This is a genomic window from Streptomyces sp. RG80 (assembly GCF_040446465.1).
Classification (GTDB): Bacteria; Actinomycetota; Actinomycetes; order Streptomycetales; family Streptomycetaceae; genus Streptomyces.
Genome location: NZ_JBEAAJ010000007.1, coordinates 330834 through 347335, shown reverse-complemented (window position 1 = coordinate 347335; position 16502 = coordinate 330834). Strand labels below are relative to the sequence as shown.

Annotated in this window: 15 protein-coding genes; 7 read left to right on the top strand and 8 right to left on the bottom strand. The window is 71.2% G+C overall.

What is annotated here, in order from left to right; translation table 11 throughout:
• Positions 1–6: 6 nt before the first annotated feature.
• Entirely contained in the window at positions 7–723 is a 717-nt protein-coding gene (locus tag ABKA17_RS25300) for a TetR/AcrR family transcriptional regulator (protein WP_353694504.1), read from the bottom strand.
• 116 nt (positions 724–839) lie between these two features.
• On the opposite strand from ABKA17_RS25300, the gene ABKA17_RS25295 reads away from it, so the two are divergent.
• Positions 840–1256: an ester cyclase gene (locus ABKA17_RS25295; RefSeq protein WP_353694503.1), complete on the top strand. Its 417-nt coding sequence runs from the start codon at positions 840–842 to the stop codon at positions 1254–1256.
• An 84-nt stretch (positions 1257–1340) separates the two neighbouring features.
• Positions 1341–2276, top strand: a complete 936-nt coding sequence (locus tag ABKA17_RS25290; protein WP_353694502.1) for a dihydrodipicolinate synthase family protein — start codon at positions 1341–1343, stop codon at positions 2274–2276.
• 15 nt (positions 2277–2291) lie between these two features.
• On the opposite strand, the gene ABKA17_RS25285 is transcribed toward ABKA17_RS25290, so the two are convergent.
• The 5 genes from ABKA17_RS25285 to leuA form a co-directional block, all read right to left on the bottom strand.
• The gene (locus ABKA17_RS25285; protein WP_353694501.1) at positions 2292–2966 is read right to left on the bottom strand and encodes a response regulator; all 675 of its coding nucleotides are present in this window, start codon (positions 2964–2966) and stop codon (positions 2292–2294) included.
• Positions 2963–4150 (bottom strand): sensor histidine kinase, encoded by a 1188-nt coding sequence (locus ABKA17_RS25280; RefSeq protein ID WP_353694801.1) that lies wholly within the window; start codon positions 4148–4150, stop codon positions 2963–2965. Before ABKA17_RS25280 ends, ABKA17_RS25285 begins: the two co-directional genes overlap by 4 nt.
• Positions 4151–4260: 110 nt before the next feature.
• Positions 4261–6351, bottom strand: coding sequence for an MMPL family transporter (locus ABKA17_RS25275; RefSeq protein ID WP_353694500.1), 2091 nt, complete (start codon positions 6349–6351; stop codon positions 4261–4263).
• 168 nt (positions 6352–6519) lie between these two features.
• Entirely contained in the window at positions 6520–7215 is a 696-nt protein-coding gene (locus ABKA17_RS25270; RefSeq protein WP_353694499.1) for a tellurite resistance TerB family protein, read from the bottom strand.
• A gap of 216 nt (positions 7216–7431) precedes the next feature.
• Positions 7432–9153 carry a 2-isopropylmalate synthase gene (leuA, locus tag ABKA17_RS25265; RefSeq protein ID WP_353694498.1) on the bottom strand — a complete coding sequence of 574 codons (1722 nt, stop codon included), beginning with the start codon at positions 9151–9153 and terminating at the stop codon, positions 7432–7434.
• Positions 9154–9472: 319 nt separating this feature from the next.
• Between leuA and ABKA17_RS25260 the strand changes: the two genes are divergently transcribed.
• From ABKA17_RS25260 to ABKA17_RS25245, 4 genes are read left to right on the top strand one after another with little or no spacing between them, the layout of a single operon-like run.
• A complete protein-coding gene (locus ABKA17_RS25260; RefSeq protein WP_353694497.1) occupies positions 9473–10543 on the top strand; it encodes a M4 family metallopeptidase in 1071 nt (356 codons plus the stop codon).
• 20 nt (positions 10544–10563) lie between these two features.
• Positions 10564–10830 (top strand): protealysin inhibitor emfourin, encoded by a 267-nt coding sequence (locus tag ABKA17_RS25255; protein ID WP_353694496.1) that lies wholly within the window; start codon positions 10564–10566, stop codon positions 10828–10830.
• A 58-nt stretch (positions 10831–10888) separates the two neighbouring features.
• Complete coding sequence (locus ABKA17_RS25250; RefSeq protein WP_353694495.1) at positions 10889–12211, top strand: GH1 family beta-glucosidase; 1323 nt, start codon at positions 10889–10891, stop codon at positions 12209–12211.
• A complete protein-coding gene (locus tag ABKA17_RS25245; protein WP_353694494.1) occupies positions 12208–13449 on the top strand; it encodes an MFS transporter in 1242 nt (413 codons plus the stop codon). The genes ABKA17_RS25250 and ABKA17_RS25245 overlap by 4 nt, the downstream gene beginning before the upstream one ends.
• A gap of 24 nt (positions 13450–13473) precedes the next feature.
• On the opposite strand, the gene ABKA17_RS25240 is transcribed toward ABKA17_RS25245, so the two are convergent.
• The gene (locus ABKA17_RS25240) at positions 13474–14331 is read right to left on the bottom strand and encodes an NAD-dependent epimerase/dehydratase family protein (protein WP_353694493.1); all 858 of its coding nucleotides are present in this window, start codon (positions 14329–14331) and stop codon (positions 13474–13476) included.
• A gap of 119 nt (positions 14332–14450) precedes the next feature.
• Between ABKA17_RS25240 and ABKA17_RS25235 the strand changes: the two genes are divergently transcribed.
• Entirely contained in the window at positions 14451–15299 is an 849-nt protein-coding gene (locus ABKA17_RS25235; protein WP_353694492.1) for a helix-turn-helix transcriptional regulator, read from the top strand.
• A gap of 160 nt (positions 15300–15459) precedes the next feature.
• Here ABKA17_RS25235 and era read toward each other — a convergent pair whose 3' ends face one another.
• A complete protein-coding gene (era, locus tag ABKA17_RS25230) occupies positions 15460–16422 on the bottom strand; it encodes a GTPase Era (RefSeq protein ID WP_353694491.1) in 963 nt (320 codons plus the stop codon).
• Positions 16423–16502 lie beyond the last annotated feature (80 nt).

Sequence of the window (16502 nt, the reverse complement as noted above, 5' to 3'; positions counted from 1 at the left end):
CACCGCTCATCTTCGGGTGCCGGACTCCGCTTCGCGCAGGGCCGACTCCAGCAGGGCGCCCGCCGCCCAGCGCATGACGTCCTTCGCCTCGTCGCGGTCGAGTGCGCAGACGTCCCGGGTGGTGATGAGGGCCTCCGCGCCGTAGACCAGCGTGACGGCCAGGGTGAGGCGGCGGTGAAGGTCGGGCGGGAGGGTTTCGGCGAGGGGTTCGAGGGCGGTGCGGGTGATGTCCAGGCGGAGGCGGTTGCGCGTCGGGAGGTCGTCGGCCTCGTCACCGGAGTCGTCGTCGGACGGCTCGGTCCAGCGCTCCAGCGAGGCACGCAGTACGGCCCGCCACACCGCCTCGTCGCCGAGTTGCAGGTCGGCGACGCGGGAGACGGTCAGGTCGAGCCGCTCGGCGGGGTCCGCGGGGAGGTCGGCGACGGCCTCGAAACCGCGGGCGACGCTCTGGGTCTCCTGGAGGAGTTCGCCCGGGTGGGAGAAGTAGCGGTAGGCGGTGGCGACCGACACCTGGGCGCCCTCGGCGGCGTCGGCGATCGTGACCGGCCTGCCCTCGCGGACCAGGGCGACGGCGGCGTCGACGAGAGCGCGGCGGGTGCGCAGCTTCTGGTTGCGGCGCCCGTCGGTGGGCCGCCCGTCGGTGGGCCGCCCGTCGGTGAGCCGCTCGGCGGCGCGTCCCGGCTCCCGCGCGCCGGTCGTGCTCCCGGTGCGCCCTTCGCTCATGAGAATTTCCCCTTGTCGTGAGAAACTATTCTCATTACGGTATCACCGTCTCACAAACGGGGGTCGCGCCCCTGACCCGGGCGCGGCACGACGAGAGGGGGTGCCCCTTGGGCACCATGACACCCGCCGAAATGGAAGTGCTGATCGGGACGCACATGCTGGCCGAGGAGCACGGAGACCCGGAGCGCGCGGTCTCCGTCTACACCGAGGACGTCGAGCACGACGTCGTGGGCTTCCCGGGCGACCCGATCCACGGCGTCCAGGCGGCTCTGGAGCGCTACCACCAGCTGGTGAAGGACCTCCGCGTGGAGAAGGCGGAGCGCACCCACACCTACTACTCCGACGACGCCGCGACCACCGAGGACCTCATCACCGCCGTCGCCACCGGCGCCTTCCTCGGCATCCCGGGCAACAACCGCCGGATCACCTTCCGGATGCTGCACGTCTTCGAGTTCAAGGACGGCCGGATCTCCCGCGAGAACGTGTGGCTGGACGGCGCCTCGATCGCGGCACAGCTGACCGCCGCGGCCTGAACCGCACCCCGTGCCGCGCGTCCTCACCAGGGGCGCGCGGCACACTGGGCGGGTACGCCACAGCCGCGACCACAGGGAGCCTCGATGACGATCCCCGCCCCGCTGACCGGTGTCGTCCCGCCCGTCTGCACGCCCCTGACACCGTCCCGCGAGGTGGATGTCCCCTCCCTGCTCAGGCTCGTCGACCATCTGGTGGAGGCCGGGGTGCACGGGCTGTTCGTGCTCGGTACGTCGTCGGAGGCGGCGTATCTGACGGACGCGCAGCGCAGGCTGGTCGTGGAGACCGTGACGGGCCACGTCGGCGGCCGGCTCCCGGTCCTGGCGGGCGCGATCGACATGACGACCCCGCGGGTCCTGGACCATGTGGCCGCGGTGACGGCGGCGGGCGCGGACGCGGTGGTCGTGATCTCCCCCTTCTACACCGCCACCCACCCGGCGGAGATCGCCCGCCACTACCGTCTGATCGCCGCCGCGAGCCCGGTCCCGGTCCTCGCCTACGACCTTCCGAGCGCCGTCCACACGAAGCTGCCCGGCGAGCTGGTGCTCGACCTCGCCGCCGAGGGCGTGCTGTCCGGCCTCAAGGACTCCAGCGGGGACCTGGCCGCGTTCCGCGAGGTCGTCGTGGGCGCCAGGACCCGGGGCGACATCAACGGCTTCAGCGTCCTGACGGGCTCCGAGCTCATCGTGGACGCGGCCCTCCAATTGGGCGCGGACGGGGCGGTGCCGGGGCTGGCGAACGTCGACCCGGAGGGCTACGTACGGCTCGATCGGCTGTGCCGGGCGGGGGACTGGGAGCGGGCCCGGGTGGAGCAGGAGCGGCTGTGCGCGCTGTTCGGGATGGTGCGGGCGGGGGACGCCGGGCGGATGGGGGGCTCGTCCTCGGCCTTGGGGGCGTTCAAGGCGGCGCTGTATCTGCGCGGGGTCATCGACTGCCCGGTGACCGCCGAGCCTCAGGTGGGCTTGTCGCAGGAGGAGATCGGGAGGGTGGGGAAGTTCCTGGCGGCGGCGGGATTGTCGTAGGAGGTCACCCGCGGGCTACACACCCCCGGGTGTGACCATCCCCGACTCGTACGCCACGATCACCAGCTGCGCCCGGTCCCGCGCCCCCAACTTCCCCATGATCCGGCTGACATGGGTCTTCGCGGTGAGCGGGCTCAGCCCCAGCACCTCCGCGATCTCGGCGTTGTTGAGCCCCCGCCCGACGAGCGTCAGCACCTCGCGCTCCCGCTCCGACAGGCTCTCCGGCCCACCCGACACCGTCACGGACCCCACCCCCGAGGGGCTGCGCAGCAGTTGGGCGATCAGCCGGGACGTGGGGCCCGGGGACAGCAGCGACTCCCCCGCCGCCACCGTGCGGATCGCGTCCAGCATCTCCGCCGGTCGCGTGTCCTTCACCAGAAACCCGGACGCCCCGGCCCGCAGCGCCTCGACGATGTTCTCGTCGGTGTCGTACGTCGTCAGGACCAGCACCCTCACCTCGGTCAGGGCCTCGTCCGCCGCGATCAGCCGGGTGGCCTCGATGCCGTCGAGCTCGGGCATCCGGATGTCCATGACCACGAGGTCGGGACGGAACCGGCGGGCCAGCTCCACCGCCTCCCGGCCGGTCGCGGCCTCCCCCACCACCTCCATGTCCCGCGCCGACTCGACGAGCATCGCGAACGCGGCCCGTACGAGGGTCTGGTCGTCGGCAAGCAGTACCCGGATGGTCATACGGCCCTCTCCAGCGCAGTCGTCAACGGCAGTACGGCCGTCACCGCGAACCCGCCCTCCGGCCGCGGTCCCGCGTCGAGTGTGCCACCGACACTGCGGGCCCTCTCCCGCATGCCGACGAGGCCGAAGCCGGCGCCCTCGGAACCGGCCACCGGGCCCGTGCCGTCGTCGGTCACCGTCAGCCGCAGGGCGCCCTGCTCCTCGTACAGCTCGACGGAGACGGCCGGTTCGGGTCCCGCGTGCCGGACCGCGTTCGTCAGGGCCTCCTGGACGATGCGGTAGGCCGCGGCACCGACGGCGGGCGGCGCCTCGCGGATCCGTACCGTCGGCTCCACCCGCGCGCCCGCGAGCCGCGCCGCCTCCATCAGGTCGGGCAGGCCGTCGAGGCCGGGCAGGGGGCCGCGGGAGTCGGCTTTGACGTCCTGTTCGCGCAGGACCTCCAGCGTCGTACGGAGTTCGCCGCGCGCGGTGCGGCAGGTGTCGGCGATGTCGTTGAGAGCCTTCGCGATCGTCTCCCGGTCGAGACGCTCGGGGTCGGCGGACAGGACGTGGGCGGCGACGGAGGTCTGCACTCCGATGAGGGTGATGGTGTGGGCGAGCAGGTCGTGCAGGTCCCGGGCGATCCGCAGGCGTTCCTCCGCGACCCGGCGCCGCGCCTCTTCCTCACGGGTGCGTTCGGCGCGCTCGGCGCGCTCCACGATGGCGGCGATGTAGTTGCGGTGCACGCGGACCGCCTCGCCCGTGATCGCGCACGCCAGGATCCAGCCGGAGATCCGCAGCAGCTCGATGCCCCGGTCCGGATTGATGGTGGTCAGCATGATCACGCTCAGGCCGAGCAGGGTCGGCACCACGGCCAGGGTCCGGCGCCGCGGCCCGGCCACCGCGAGGGAGTAGATGGCGACCATCGTCACCGCGATCAGCCCGGAGTGGGCGTTGCCCAGCGAGTGGTAGGTGCCCTCCGTGACGATGAGCGCGAGGAGCACACCCATCGGATAGTGCCGCCGCCAGACGAGCGTCAGCGCCGAGAGAGCGAACAGCGTCCAGCCTACGAGGTCCGGGGTGTGCGCGTCGTCGCCCTGCGCCACGAACGTCAGCGGGATCGACGCCAGACCGACCGCCACCGCGAACAGCCAGTCACGCCGGGCGGGCCGGACGAGCCGCCTGCGGCGGCCGGGTTGCTCCATGGTGGTCAACACATGCTCCATCCTCACCGATCCGCCCCGAGGCCGGACCCCCTGGGCGCAAGCCCGGAGGTCCGGCCGACCGTCCCCCGTCCGGAGGTCCCGCTTCCGGTTCAGCGCACCCCCACGGGCTCCGTGACCGGCTCGGGCGACTCCCCGCTCCGCGCCGCCGGTTCCCTCGACAGCGCGCCGGGCCACCACACCTTGCGGCGCAGAGCCACGCTCGCGCTGGTGACCAGGTAGGTGCGGACCAGGAAGGTGTCGAGGAGCACCCCGACCGCGATGACGAAGCCCAGCTCCACGAGCTGCACCATCGGCATGCTGGTGAGCACCGCGAAGGTCGCCGCCAGGACCAGGCCCGCCGAGGCGATGACCCCGCCCGTCGTGCGCAGCGCAATCAGCGCGGCCTGGGCGGGTTCGGTGCCCTTCAGGGACTCCTCGCGCATCCGGTGCATCAGGAAGATGCCGTAGTCGACGCCGAGGGCCACCAGGAAGACGAAGGACAGCAGGCCGAGGCCGGGATCGGTGCCCTCGAAGCCGAAGACCGGGCCGAAGACCAGTCCGCCGATGCCGAGGGCCGCGCCCCACACCGCGACCACGGCCGCCACCAGGATCAGCGGCGCCACGACCGAGCGCAGCAGGGCGATCAGGATCAGCAGCACGGAGACGAGGACGAGCGGTACGACGACCAGCCGGTCCCGGGCGTTGGTGTCCTTCAGGTCGAGCTGCTCGGCGCTGGGTCCGCCGACATAGGAGCCGTCGAGCCGGTCGCGCAGCTCCTTGATGGTGGCGGTCTCCCCCGCCGACTGGGGTGCGGAGGCGGCGGTGACGGCGATCTCGGTCCAGCCGTCGCCGCTGCGGCCGCGGGTCGCGCTGTCGACGCCGGGCGTGCCCTGCGCCTCGGTGAGGACCTGGTCGGCGCGGTCGGTGGGGGCGATGACGGTGATGGGCTGGGTGCCGCGCTCCGGATAGGCCTTGGCGAGGGTCTCCATGGCGGCGACCGCCTCGGGCTTGCTGGTGAAGGAGTCCTCCTGCTTGATACTGCCGGGCAGGTTCAGCGCCCCGAGCGCCAGCGCGCCGAGCAGTACCGCGCCGCCCGCGAGCACGGTCAGCGGCCGGCGTCCGGCCGAGCTGCCCATCGCGGCGAACAGCGACCGGCGGACCTTGGGTGTGCTGCCGTAGCGCGGGACGAGCGGCCAGAAGACGCGGCGGCCGAGCAGGACGAGGACGGCGGGCAGCAGGGTCAGCATGGCGGCCAGCGCGCACAGGATGCCGACCGTGCCGAGCGGGCCCATGCCGCGGCTGGAGTTGAGGTCGGCGGCGAGCAGACAGAACAGGCCCGCGGCGACCGTCCCCGACGAGGCGAGCACCGCCGGTCCGCAGCCCCTGAGGGCGGCCACCATCGCGTCGTACGGCCGCTCGATGCGCCGTAGCTCCTCGCGGTAGCGGGAGACGAGCAGCAGCGCGTAGTCGGTGCCCGCGCCGAACACGAGGATCGTCATGATGCCGGAGCTCTGTCCGGACACCGACGTCCCGAAGCCCTGGTTGAGCCCGTAGGCGACGCCCATCGACAGGTAGTCGGCCATGCCCGCGACGGCGAGCGGCACCAGCCACAGGAACGGGCTGCGGTAGATGATGATCAGCAGGAGGGCCACGACCGCGGCGGTGGTGTAGAGCAGGGGCCCGTCGAGGGAGTTGTAGACCTCGCTGGCGTCGGTCGCGAGGGCGCCCTCGCCGCCGACCTCGACGCTCAGTCCGTCCTCGCTCTTCGCGATGTCCCGTACGTCATTGACGAGTTGGTCGCGCTTGTCCTCGTCGGTGCCGGGCTCGGTGCTGGCCACCGGGTACATCAGGGTGGTGCCGTCCTCGGACGGGACGGCCTCCGGCCGCGCGGCGAGCGGGTGGGCGCCCGCGATCTCGGAGATCTGGTCGGCGGCCGTGGCCTTGTCCGCGGCGGTCAGCCCGCCGTCGCGGTGGTAGACGACGACCATCTGGGTCGTCTCGCCGCCGGGCAACTGGTCCTGGATCTTGGCGACCTGGGTGGAGTCGGCGCTCGCCGGAAGGTAGTCGACGGCCCGGTCGCGCTGCACGTCCGCGAGTTTCGAGGCGAACGGCGAGGTCAGCGCCAGCACGGCGATCCACAGCCCGAGCACGAGCCAGGGCACGGCGCGCCGTCGCCGGATGGTTGTCGTTGCGGCCCCCATGAGTCGGGTCTCCCCTCGGTCGGATGTCTGGTTCGGTTCCAGACTCCCGGCGGGCGGGGGCCGATTCGTCGGACGGCAGGGCGAGTTGGGGGTTACTGCGGAGGGCGTCACTCCGCGGCTGTTACTCCCTGGGGAGTAACAGCGGTCCTACGCCGGTCGGCGTGGGGTTCAGGAGGGGGTGCGCGCGGCCACCAGCAGCCGGGTCACGTCGTCGGCGCAGATGGTGAGCGCGGCGCCGACCGTGGCGAGGGCGTCCCGCTCGGCGGGGGTGTACGGCCCGTCGGCGAGGGCGATCCGGGCGCCCTGGAGCAGGATCGATTCGCGTCCGGCGGGAGCGAGGTGCGGGGCCAGCGGGTCCAGCGCCTCGTGGAGCTCTATGGCCAGACCGGCCCCGCAGGGCTCGCCGAAGACCCGCCCGGTGTCGGCGGCCAGCGCCTCGACCAGCGCCCCGAGCTGGTCCTCCGTACAGTCGTCGAAACCGGCGGCCCGGACCGCGCAGGCGGCCGCCTCCAGCGCCGTACGGGAACACGTGCCGCCCGCGGCGAGCACCGCGAGGGCGATGGTGTGGACGGCGTCGCGGAGCATCGCGGAGAAGCGGGTGGTGGTCGGGTGGTCGAGGACGTCGGTACCGAAGTGGGTCTTGCAGGCCGCGCACTCCACCACCGGGCCGGTCTCGCCGCGCGGCATGACCGGCATGCCGAGAAGGGTGAAGCGGCGCCTGCCGGTCAGCCGCTGGTAGTTGCGGTCGCCGCCGCAGCCGGGGCAGAAGAACTCCCCGTCGCCCACGGGCGTCCACGCGGTACGGCAGCCCAGAATGCGCGCAGCACTGGCGGCACGGCCGTTTCGTCCCCGTCCTGGCAGCACGTCGCACCTCCGCGTAACGGCACGGCAACATCGCCGTGCTGGCGTGATGTTAGCCACATCACGGACCCGGAGTCAGCACCTCTGACGAGACCTTCCCGTGACCTGCACAGTCGATTGGCCGAAAACAGACGCGTCCCGCCCACCGAGAAACGGCGAGCGGGACGCACCTAGGGGCGCGGGGAACTGCGCGACAAGCCACGACGGCGCCGCACGCGCCTACCGGGCCGCCCGGTTCACGGCGGAGACGACCGCCTTCAGCGAGGCACGAGTCGTGTTCGCGTCGATCCCGATCCCCCACAGAACCTTGCCGTCGATCGCACACTCGATGTACGACGCGGCCTGCGCCGACGCACCCTCGCTCATCGTGTGCTCCTGGTAGTCCAGCAGCCGCACGTCGATCCCGACGGACTGGAGCGCGTCGAAGAAGGCCGAGATCGGACCGTTCCCGGAGCCGGTCAGGACGGTGTCCTGACCGTCCACCGTGGCCTCCACCTTCAGCGTGTCCACGCCGTCGGTGTCGGTCGTCGACTGGTTGTTCTTGACCTGGATACGACCCCACGGGTTCTCGGGGTTCGGCAGGTACTCGTCCTGGAAGACCGACCAGATGGCGGAGCCGGTGACCTCGCCGCCCTCGGCGTCCGTCTTGGCCTGGATGAGCTTGGAGAACTCGATCTGCATCCGGCGCGGCAGGTCCAGCTTGTGGTCGTTCTTCAGGACGTAGGCGATACCGCCCTTGCCGGACTGCGAGTTGACGCGGATCACGGCCTCGTAGGAACGGCCGACGTCCTTCGGGTCGATCGGCAGATACGGCACGGCCCACTCGATGTCATCCACCGTGACACCCTTGGCCGCCGCGTCGGCCTCCATCGCGTCGAAGCCCTTCTTGATGGCGTCCTGGTGGGAGCCGGAGAAGGACGTGTAGACCAGGTCGCCCACGTACGGGTGGCGCGGGTGGACCTCCATCTGGTTGCAGTACTCCCACGTACGACGGATCTCGTCGATGTCGGAGAAGTCGATCTGCGGGTCGACGCCCTGGGAGAACAGGTTCATGCCCAGGGTGACCAGGTCGACGTTGCCGGTGCGCTCGCCCTGCCCGAACAGACAGCCCTCGACGCGGTCGGCGCCGGCCATCAGCGCCAGCTCGGCGGCGGCGACGGCGGTGCCGCGGTCGTTGTGCGGGTGGACGGAGATGACGACGTGCTCACGGCGGGAGATGTTGCGGCTCATCCACTCGAAGCGGTCCGCGTGCGTGGACGGGGTCGAACGCTCCACCGTGGCGGGCAGGTTGAGGATGATCTCGCGGCCCGGGCCGGGCTGGTAGACGTCCATCACCGCCTCGCAGACCTCCAGCGCGAAGTCCAGCTCGGTGTCGGTGAAGATCTCGGGGCTGTACTGGTAGCCGAACTCGGTCTCGGGGCCCAGCAGCTTCTCGGCGTATTCCATCACCAGGCGGGTGCCGTCGACGGCGATCTGCTTGATGTCGTCCTTGGAGCCGCGGAAGACCACGCGGCGGAAGACCGGGGCGGTGGCGTTGTACAGGTGGACCGTGGCGCGCTTGGCGCCCTTCAGGGACTCCACCGTGCGCTCGATCAGGTCCTCGCGGGCCTGGGTCAGTACGGAGATGGTGACGTCGTCCGGGATCGCCCCGGGCTCCTCGATGATCGACCGTACGAAATCGAAGTCCGTCTGGCCCGACGCCGGGAAGCCGACCTCGATCTCCTTGTAGCCCATCTTGACCAGCTGGTCGAACATCCGGCGCTTGCGCTCGGGCGACATGGGGTCGATCAGGGCCTGGTTGCCGTCGCGCAGGTCCGTGGAGAGCCAGCGGGGGGCGACGGTGATCCGGTTGTTCGGCCAGGTGCGGTCCGGGATGTCGACCTGGTCGTACTGGCCGTACTTGTGGATCGGCATGGCACTGGGCTGCTGGCGGTTCGCCATGTTTGCGGGGCTCCTAGGGATGTCCGGAAAGGACGGCCGACACGCAACACGAAGCTCCGCGGGGAGGGAGTCGACCTGGACTACAGGCCCTCGCCGCGGCAGCTAAGAAGAAGCAGCCCGAAACGCATGATGCTAAGCATGCTAGCCGAGCCGGTTCGGACGCGAGGCGCCGTATCAGTATGCGGGACCGGGGCCGCGAAAGGGACAAAAAGTGCGCCATACCACTTCGTCACGGAGCGTGCCGCTCCCTGTCCGCATATTTCACCAATCATGGTTGCGGGTAGTGACACGCGCATAACGCAGTGCAATGGTGCCGGGCATGACGACCCACGGGGGCTATGAGCCCGTCTTCTGCACCGTCGTACCACCGCACGTCCTCGACAAGCTCGCCCAGGCCGAGGACCCCGCGCTCGCCGACCCCGCGCGCAAGACCCTGCAACGCGACGCCTTCGAGCGCACCCAGCGCCGACTGACCACGGTCATCGGCGCCCCCTCCATCGCCGCGCCCGCAGGCGCCGAGGCCGGCAAGCCGCACCGCACCATCTACGACGCCCGGCACCGCACCGACCTGCCCGGCAAGAAGGTCCGCGCCGAGGGCGAGGAGCCCGGCAAGGACGCCACGGTCAACCGCGCCTACGCGGGCCTCGGAGCCACCTTCGAGCTGTTCCTGAGCGCCTACGAGCGCGACTCCATCGACGGAGGCGGTCTCCCGCTGGACGCGACCGTCCACTACGAGGAGAACTACAACAACGCCTTCTGGAACGGCGAGCAGATGGTGTTCGGCGACGGCGACGGCGAGATCTTCCTCGACTTCACCATCCCGATCGACGTCATCGGCCACGAACTCACCCACGGCGTCACGCAGTACACGGCCAACCTCACCTACTTCGGCCAGCCCGGCGCGCTCAACGAGTCGATGTCCGATGTCTTCGGCTCCCTCATCAAGCAGCACACCCTCGGCCAGACCGCCGCCGAGGCCGACTGGCTCATCGGCGCCGGGCTCCTCGCCCCGCGCGTCACCGGCTCGGCGCTGCGCTCCATGAAGGCCCCGGGCACGGCGTACGACGACGACGTCCTCGGCAAGGACCCGCAGCCCGCGACCATGGACGACTTCGTCCGCACCGGCCGCGACAACGGCGGCGTCCACATCAACTCCGGCATCCCCAACCACGCCTTCTACATCGTCGCCACCACCCTCGGCGGGCACGCCTGGGAGCGGGCCGGACAGATCTGGTACGACGTCCTGACCGGCGGCCGGCTGAAGAAGGACGCCCTCTTCACGGACTTCGCCACCCTGACGGTCGAGGCGGCCAAGGACCGCTACCAGGACGGCGAGGAGCTCCAGGCCGTACTGAAGGCGTGGGAGCAGGTCGGGGTGCGCACGGCGTAGTTCCGTACTAGACACGTCCCATGCGTATTCGAGTGAGCCGTACCGGTGGATTCGCGGGCATCGAGCGTCACGCCGAGGTGGACACCTCCGGTCGGCCCGACGCCCACGAGTGGCACGCCCTGGCCGAGCAGGCGATCGCCGCGGGCCGGGGCACGCCGCCCATCGGGGTGCCCGACGGCTTCGCCTACGAGATCACCGTGGACGGGAAGACGGTGTACGCCGCCGACCCGCGGCTGACCGAGGAGCAGCGCAGGCTGATCTCGCGGGTGCTGAAGGAAGGTGCGTAACCGGTCGTTCACGCCTGCCCGTTGACTTCCGTTACCGCTGGTACGGATGATCCGGCGCATGGCGACTGAAGAGCTTCCGATCCCCCGTTTCCCGGCCGGCTTCCTGTGGGGCGTCTCGACCTCGGCCCATCAGATCGAGGGCGCGGTGGAACTGCGCGAACCCTCCGTGTGGGACGCCTTCACGGCCGAGCCGGGGCGGGTGAAGGACGGCTCGACGGCCGCGGTGGCCGTCGACCACTACCACCGCTACCCCGAGGACGTGGCGCTCCTGGCCGGACTCGGCGTGGACGCGTACCGCTTCTCGATCTCCTGGCCGCGGGTCCTGGCGAAGGGCGGTCTCGACTTCTACGACCGGCTGGTCGACGAGCTGACCGCGGCGGGCGTACGCCCCGTCCCGACCCTGTTCCACTGGGACCTGCCGCTGGCCTTCCAGGAGGCGGGCGGCTGGCTGGAGCGGGACACGCCAGCGCGGTTCGCCGAGTACGTGTCGGTCGTGGCCGACCGCCTCGGCGACCGCGTCAAGAAGTGGATCACCATCAACGAGCCCGCCGAACACACCCTGTTCGGGCATGCGTTGGGCGCCCACGCGCCGGGCAAGCAGCTGATGTTCGACGCGCTCCCGGTCGCCCACCACCTGCTGCTGGCCCACGGCCTCGGCGTCCAGGCGCTGCGCGCGGCCGGTGCCACGGACATCGGCATCGCCAACTCGCACGGGCCGACGTGGGCGGCGTCCGAGGACCAGGCGGACGTGGAGGCGGCGGCGTTCTACGACCTGCTGCTGAACCGCCTGTTCGCCGAGCCGGTCCTGCTGGGCGAATACCCGGACGGGATGGGCGACTTGATGCCGGGAGACGTGGCGGCGGACCTGAAGGTCATCTCCGAGCCCCTCGACTTCTACGGCGTCAACTACTACGCCCCGACCCGCGTGGGCGCCCCGCAGGGCGCCGACATCGAGTTCGGCGGACTGACCATCCCGGCCGAACTCCCCTTCTCCGTCCAGGAGATCGAAGGCGTCCCGGTGACGGACTTCGGCTGGCCGGTGGTCCCCGAGGGCCTCACGGAACTCCTCACCGGCTTCCGTGACCGCTACGGCGACCGGCTGCCGCCCGTCGTCATCACCGAGAACGGCTGCTCCTACGAGGGGATCGACGACCAGGACCGGATCGCCTACCTCGACGGCCATGTGCGGGCGCTGCACAAGGCGGTGGCGGCGGGTGTGGACGTACGCGGGTACTTCGTGTGGTCGCTGCTCGACAACTTCGAGTGGGCGGAGGGGTACGCGCGACGGTTCGGGCTCGTCCACGTCGACTACGAGACCCTGACGCGGACGCCGAAGTCGTCGTACGGCTGGTACCAGGAGCTGCTCCGGGCCCAGAGGTGACGGCACCGGCTCTCCAGGAGCCCGTCGAGAGGGTCGGCCGGGGCTGGACGGCCGGCCTCTCGCTGGCCAACGTGGCGATCTGGGTGGGCTGGTACGGCCCGCTCCAGATCCTGCTGGCCCGGCAGGCGGAGGACTTCGCGCCCGGCACCGGGATGTCGAAGGAGACCCTGCTGGCGTGGGTGACGGGGGTGGGCGCGGCGGTGTCGCTGGCCGCGAACCCGTTCTTCGGCGCCCTGTCGGACCGTACGACGGCACGGTGGGGCCGCCGTACGCCGTGGATCGTGGCCGGTGCGGCGGGCGGCGCCCTGTCGTTGCTGATCCTCGCGGGCGCGGACGGGCTCGGGCTGATGGTGGTCGGCTGGTGCCTGGTGCAGCTGACGCTGAACGCGGCCTTCGCGGCGGTGACGGCGGCGGTGCCGGACCGGGTGCCGCGGCTCCAACGGGGCGTGGTGGGCGGCTGGTTGGGGGCCGCGCAGATCCTCGGGGCGGTCGCCGGGACGGGCCTGGCGACGGCGGCGGGCGGGATCGCGGCGGGGTACGTGGCGTGCGCGGTGTTCACGCTGGCGGGGGTGCTGCCGTACGTCCTGCGCTACGAGGATCTGCGGCTCGTGCCGGCGGACCGGCCGCCGTGGGTCCGGCGTTCGTTCGTGCGCGGCTTCTGGCTCAGCCCGCGCCGCTATCCGGACTTCGGGTGGGCCTGGCTGACCCGGTTCCTGATCAACCTCAGCAACGCGCTGGTGCTTCTGTATCTCCTGTACTACCTGCGGGACCGCCTCCACCACGACGACCCCGAGCAGGGCGTGCTGATCCTGACCGCGGTGGACAGCGTGGCGCTGCTGGCCACGGTCGTGGTCGGGGGCATCTGGTCGGACCGGGTGGGGCGGCGCAAGCCGTTCGTGAAGTGGTCCGGGGTGCTGATGGCGGTGGCCACGGTGCTGCTGGCGGTGTGGCAGACCTGGACCGGCGCGATCGTCGTGGCGGCACTGCTGGGCGTGGCACTCGGGGTCTTCATGTCGGTCGACTTCGCCCTGATGACGGACGTACTGCCGAAGGCGCTGGACCGCGGCAAGGATCTCGGCGTCATCAACATCGCCAACGCCCTCCCCCAGGTCGCCGCCCCCGCCCTCGCCGCCCCGATCGTGACCCACCTGGGCGGGTACCGGGTGCTGTACCTGGTGGCGGCGGTGGTCGGGCTGGCGGGGGCGGTGCTGGTGGGCAGGATCAGGGGGGTGGACTAAGGGGGTGGACCAAGGCCCGGCCCATCACAGCGCTCCGGCAGCCCGCGCAGCCCAGACGCTGGGGTACAGCGGGCGGAAGCCGAGATCCCGTCGGATGCGTTCGGTGGAGGTGATCCCGAGCCAGGGGTCGGGGTCGGTGCGGTCGTGGAGTTCGGGCGGGACCTCGACGCCGTTGAGCTCGTGCAGTTCGAGCGCCGTGACGGGGGCGTCGTCGGAGATGTTGTAGATGCGGCCGGCGACTCCCGGCGCGTACAGGAGCCGCAGCAGTCCCTGGGCGACGTCCGCGTGATGGACCATCTGCAAGCGCTGGACCGACGCCCAGTTGCGGGCCCACATCAGGGACTGGGCCAGATGCGGATCGCCCTCGCCGTAGACGAAGACGAGCCGGCCGACCCGCACGTCCAGGCCCTCCAGGGCGAGGAGTTCCCGTTCGGCCGCCACCTTCGACTCGGTGTAGGCGCCCCACATCTCGCCGCCGGGCCGGATCTCGTCCTCCTCGGTCAGCGGGCGGCCGCGTCCGAGTCCGTACACGAGCCCGGTGCTGGCCTGGACGAAGCGCTGCACACCGGCGGCGAGCGCGGCACGGCCCAGTGCGACGGCGGCGTCCCGGTTCACGGCCCAGGCCTCGTCGTCCGGGACCCCGCGGAAGGAGGCCGCGACGTTGACGACGGCGTCCACGCCGGCGACCGCCTTGCCGAGCACCGCCTCGTCCCGCAGGTCCCCGACCACGACCTCGGCGCCCGCCTCGGCGAACGGCTCCCCCCGTGCCGCGTCCCTCACCAGCACCCGCACCCGCTCCCCCGGCCGGGTCTGCGCCAGCAGCCTGGGCACGAACCGCCGTCCGACCTGTCCTGTCGTCCCTGTCACCAACGTCAGCGTCATCATGTGCTCCTCTCGTCGGTGACCACCCTCGGCCGGGACGCGAGGGAACGGGAGAGACCTCCCGATCAGGGGATCGACAGTCCCTGGATAAGCCGGACGGGCTGCCGCAGGCTGGAGACGTGAACCGAGCCGAACTGTCCGACTTCCTGCGCCGCAGCCGGGCCCGTCTGGACCCGTCCGACGTGGGTCTGACGGCGGGCGCGCGGCGCCGTACGCCGGGGCTGCGGCGGGAGGAGGTGGCCCAGCTGGCCGGGATGTCCGTGGACTACTACACGCGCCTGGAGCAGTCCCGGGGCCCACGTCCGTCCCGCCAGATGCTGACGGCACTGGCACGCGCCCTGCGCCTGACGGCCGACGAACGCGACCACCTCTTCCACCTGACAGGCGAGGAGCCGCCACGCCGGGGCGGTACGTCGGGGCATCCGAGCCCCGGACTCCTGCTGGTCCTGGACCGACTGCACGACACACCGGCGATGGTGGCGAGCGACTGCGGGGAGGTGCTGGCGCAGAACGCGCTGTCGAAGGCGCTGAGCGGCGACGTGGACTCCGGCCCGCCCCGGGACCGCAACCTCCTGCGCCGCTTCTTCCTGGACCCGACGGCGCGCGACCTCTTCCCCCCGGAGGACGTCCCGGATCACGCCCGCGCCCACGTGGCGAACCTCCGCGCGGTGGCCGCGTCCCGCCCCGACGACCCGGAACCGACGCAACTGGTGGCCGAACTACGGGCGAAGAGTGAGGAGTTCAGCCGCCTCTGGGAGGAACACGAGGTGGCGATCCGCCGCCAGTCCACCAAACGCTTCCGACACCCCTTGGTCGGCCTCCTGGAACTGGACTGCGAAATCCTCCTCGACCAGAACGCCCACCACCTCCTGATCATCCACACGGCCCGCCGCGGCACCGAGTCCTTCGAACGACTGGAGCTGCTGCGGGTGGTGGGCCTTCAGAACATGGCACCGAACGGTTGCTGACAACACAGGTCCGGATCACCCAGCCCGTCCGGCGTTTGAGGACAAGGCCCCTTCAGGGCCGTTGGGGGTCCAGGGGGCGGAGCCCCCTGGGGGCGGGGTCGAAGGGGCGGCAGCCCCTGGAGGATGGGACGGGTAGGGGCGGCGGGGGCGAGAAAAAGGCTCAGAAGCCAAGCTTCCGCAGCTGCCGAGGGTCCCGCTGCCAGTCCTTCGCGACCTTCACATGGAGGTCCAAGAACACCGGTGTCCCCAGCAGCGCCTCGATCTGCTTGCGGGACTTGATGCCGACCTGCTTCAGGCGCTGGCCCTTGGGGCCGATGACGATGCCCTTCTGGCTGGGGCGCTCGATGTAGACGAAGGCGTGGATGTCGAGGAGCGGCTTGTCGGCGGGCCGGTCCTCGCGCGGGAGCATCTCCTCCACCACGACCGCGATGGAGTGCGGGAGCTCGTCACGCACACCCTCCAGCGCCGCCTCCCGGATCAGCTCGGCGATCATGATCTGCTCGGGCTCGTCGGTGAGCTCCCCGTCGGGGTAGAGCGCCGGCCCCTCCGGCAGCAGCGGCACGATCAGGTCGGCCAGCAGATCCACCTGCGTGTCCTTGACCGCGGAGACCGGCACGATCTCGGCCCACTCGAACCCGAGCTCCTTGCCGAGCTGGTCGATGGCGATCAGCTGCTCGGCCAGGGCCTTGGAATCCACGAGGTCGGTCTTCGTGACGATCGCGACCTTGGGCGTCTTCTTGATCGACGCCAGCTCCTTGGCGATGAAGCGGTCACCGGGACCGAGCTTCTCGTTCGCCGGCAGACAGAACCCGATCACGTCGACCTCGGCCCACGTCGTACGCACCACGTCGTTCAGCCGCTCGCCGAGCAGCGTGCGCGGCTTGTGCAGCCCGGGGGTGTCGACCAGGATCAGCTGCGCGTCCGGCCGGTGCACGATCCCCCGTACGGTGTGCCGGGTGGTCTGCGGCTGGTCGGCGGTGATCGCCACCTTCTGGCCGACCAGAGCGTTCGTGAGGGTGGACTTGCCCGCGTTGGGGCGGCCCACGAAGCAGGCGAAGCCCGCACGGTGGCCGGACTCGGCGGACTGCTCGGATGACTGGCTGCGAACGCTCATGGGGCCCATTCTCCCTGATCCCCGGAGCCCCGCCGTACATCCGTCCGTACTCGCCTTCGACGGTGAGCTCCCGGTAACCCCGACGCAAT

Coding starts and splice junctions, on each gene's coding strand:
- ABKA17_RS25275 (WP_353694500.1), bottom strand. CDS start 6,351: ATGGGGGCCGCAACGACAACCATCCGGCGACGGCGCGCCGTGCCCTGG.
- leuA (WP_353694498.1), bottom strand. CDS start 9,153: ATGGCGAACCGCCAGCAGCCCAGTGCCATGCCGATCCACAAGTACGGC.
- ABKA17_RS25260 (WP_353694497.1), top strand. CDS start 9,473: ATGACGACCCACGGGGGCTATGAGCCCGTCTTCTGCACCGTCGTACCA.
- ABKA17_RS25285 (WP_353694501.1), bottom strand. CDS start 2,966: ATGACCATCCGGGTACTGCTTGCCGACGACCAGACCCTCGTACGGGCC.
- ABKA17_RS25255 (WP_353694496.1), top strand. CDS start 10,564: ATGCGTATTCGAGTGAGCCGTACCGGTGGATTCGCGGGCATCGAGCGT.
- era (WP_353694491.1), bottom strand. CDS start 16,422: ATGGGCCCCATGAGCGTTCGCAGCCAGTCATCCGAGCAGTCCGCCGAG.
- ABKA17_RS25295 (WP_353694503.1), top strand. CDS start 840: ATGACACCCGCCGAAATGGAAGTGCTGATCGGGACGCACATGCTGGCC.
- ABKA17_RS25240 (WP_353694493.1), bottom strand. CDS start 14,331: ATGACGCTGACGTTGGTGACAGGGACGACAGGACAGGTCGGACGGCGG.
- ABKA17_RS25300 (WP_353694504.1), bottom strand. CDS start 723: ATGAGCGAAGGGCGCACCGGGAGCACGACCGGCGCGCGGGAGCCGGGA.
- ABKA17_RS25280 (WP_353694801.1), bottom strand. CDS start 4,150: ATGGAGCAACCCGGCCGCCGCAGGCGGCTCGTCCGGCCCGCCCGGCGT.
- ABKA17_RS25250 (WP_353694495.1), top strand. CDS start 10,889: ATGGCGACTGAAGAGCTTCCGATCCCCCGTTTCCCGGCCGGCTTCCTG.
- ABKA17_RS25290 (WP_353694502.1), top strand. CDS start 1,341: ATGACGATCCCCGCCCCGCTGACCGGTGTCGTCCCGCCCGTCTGCACG.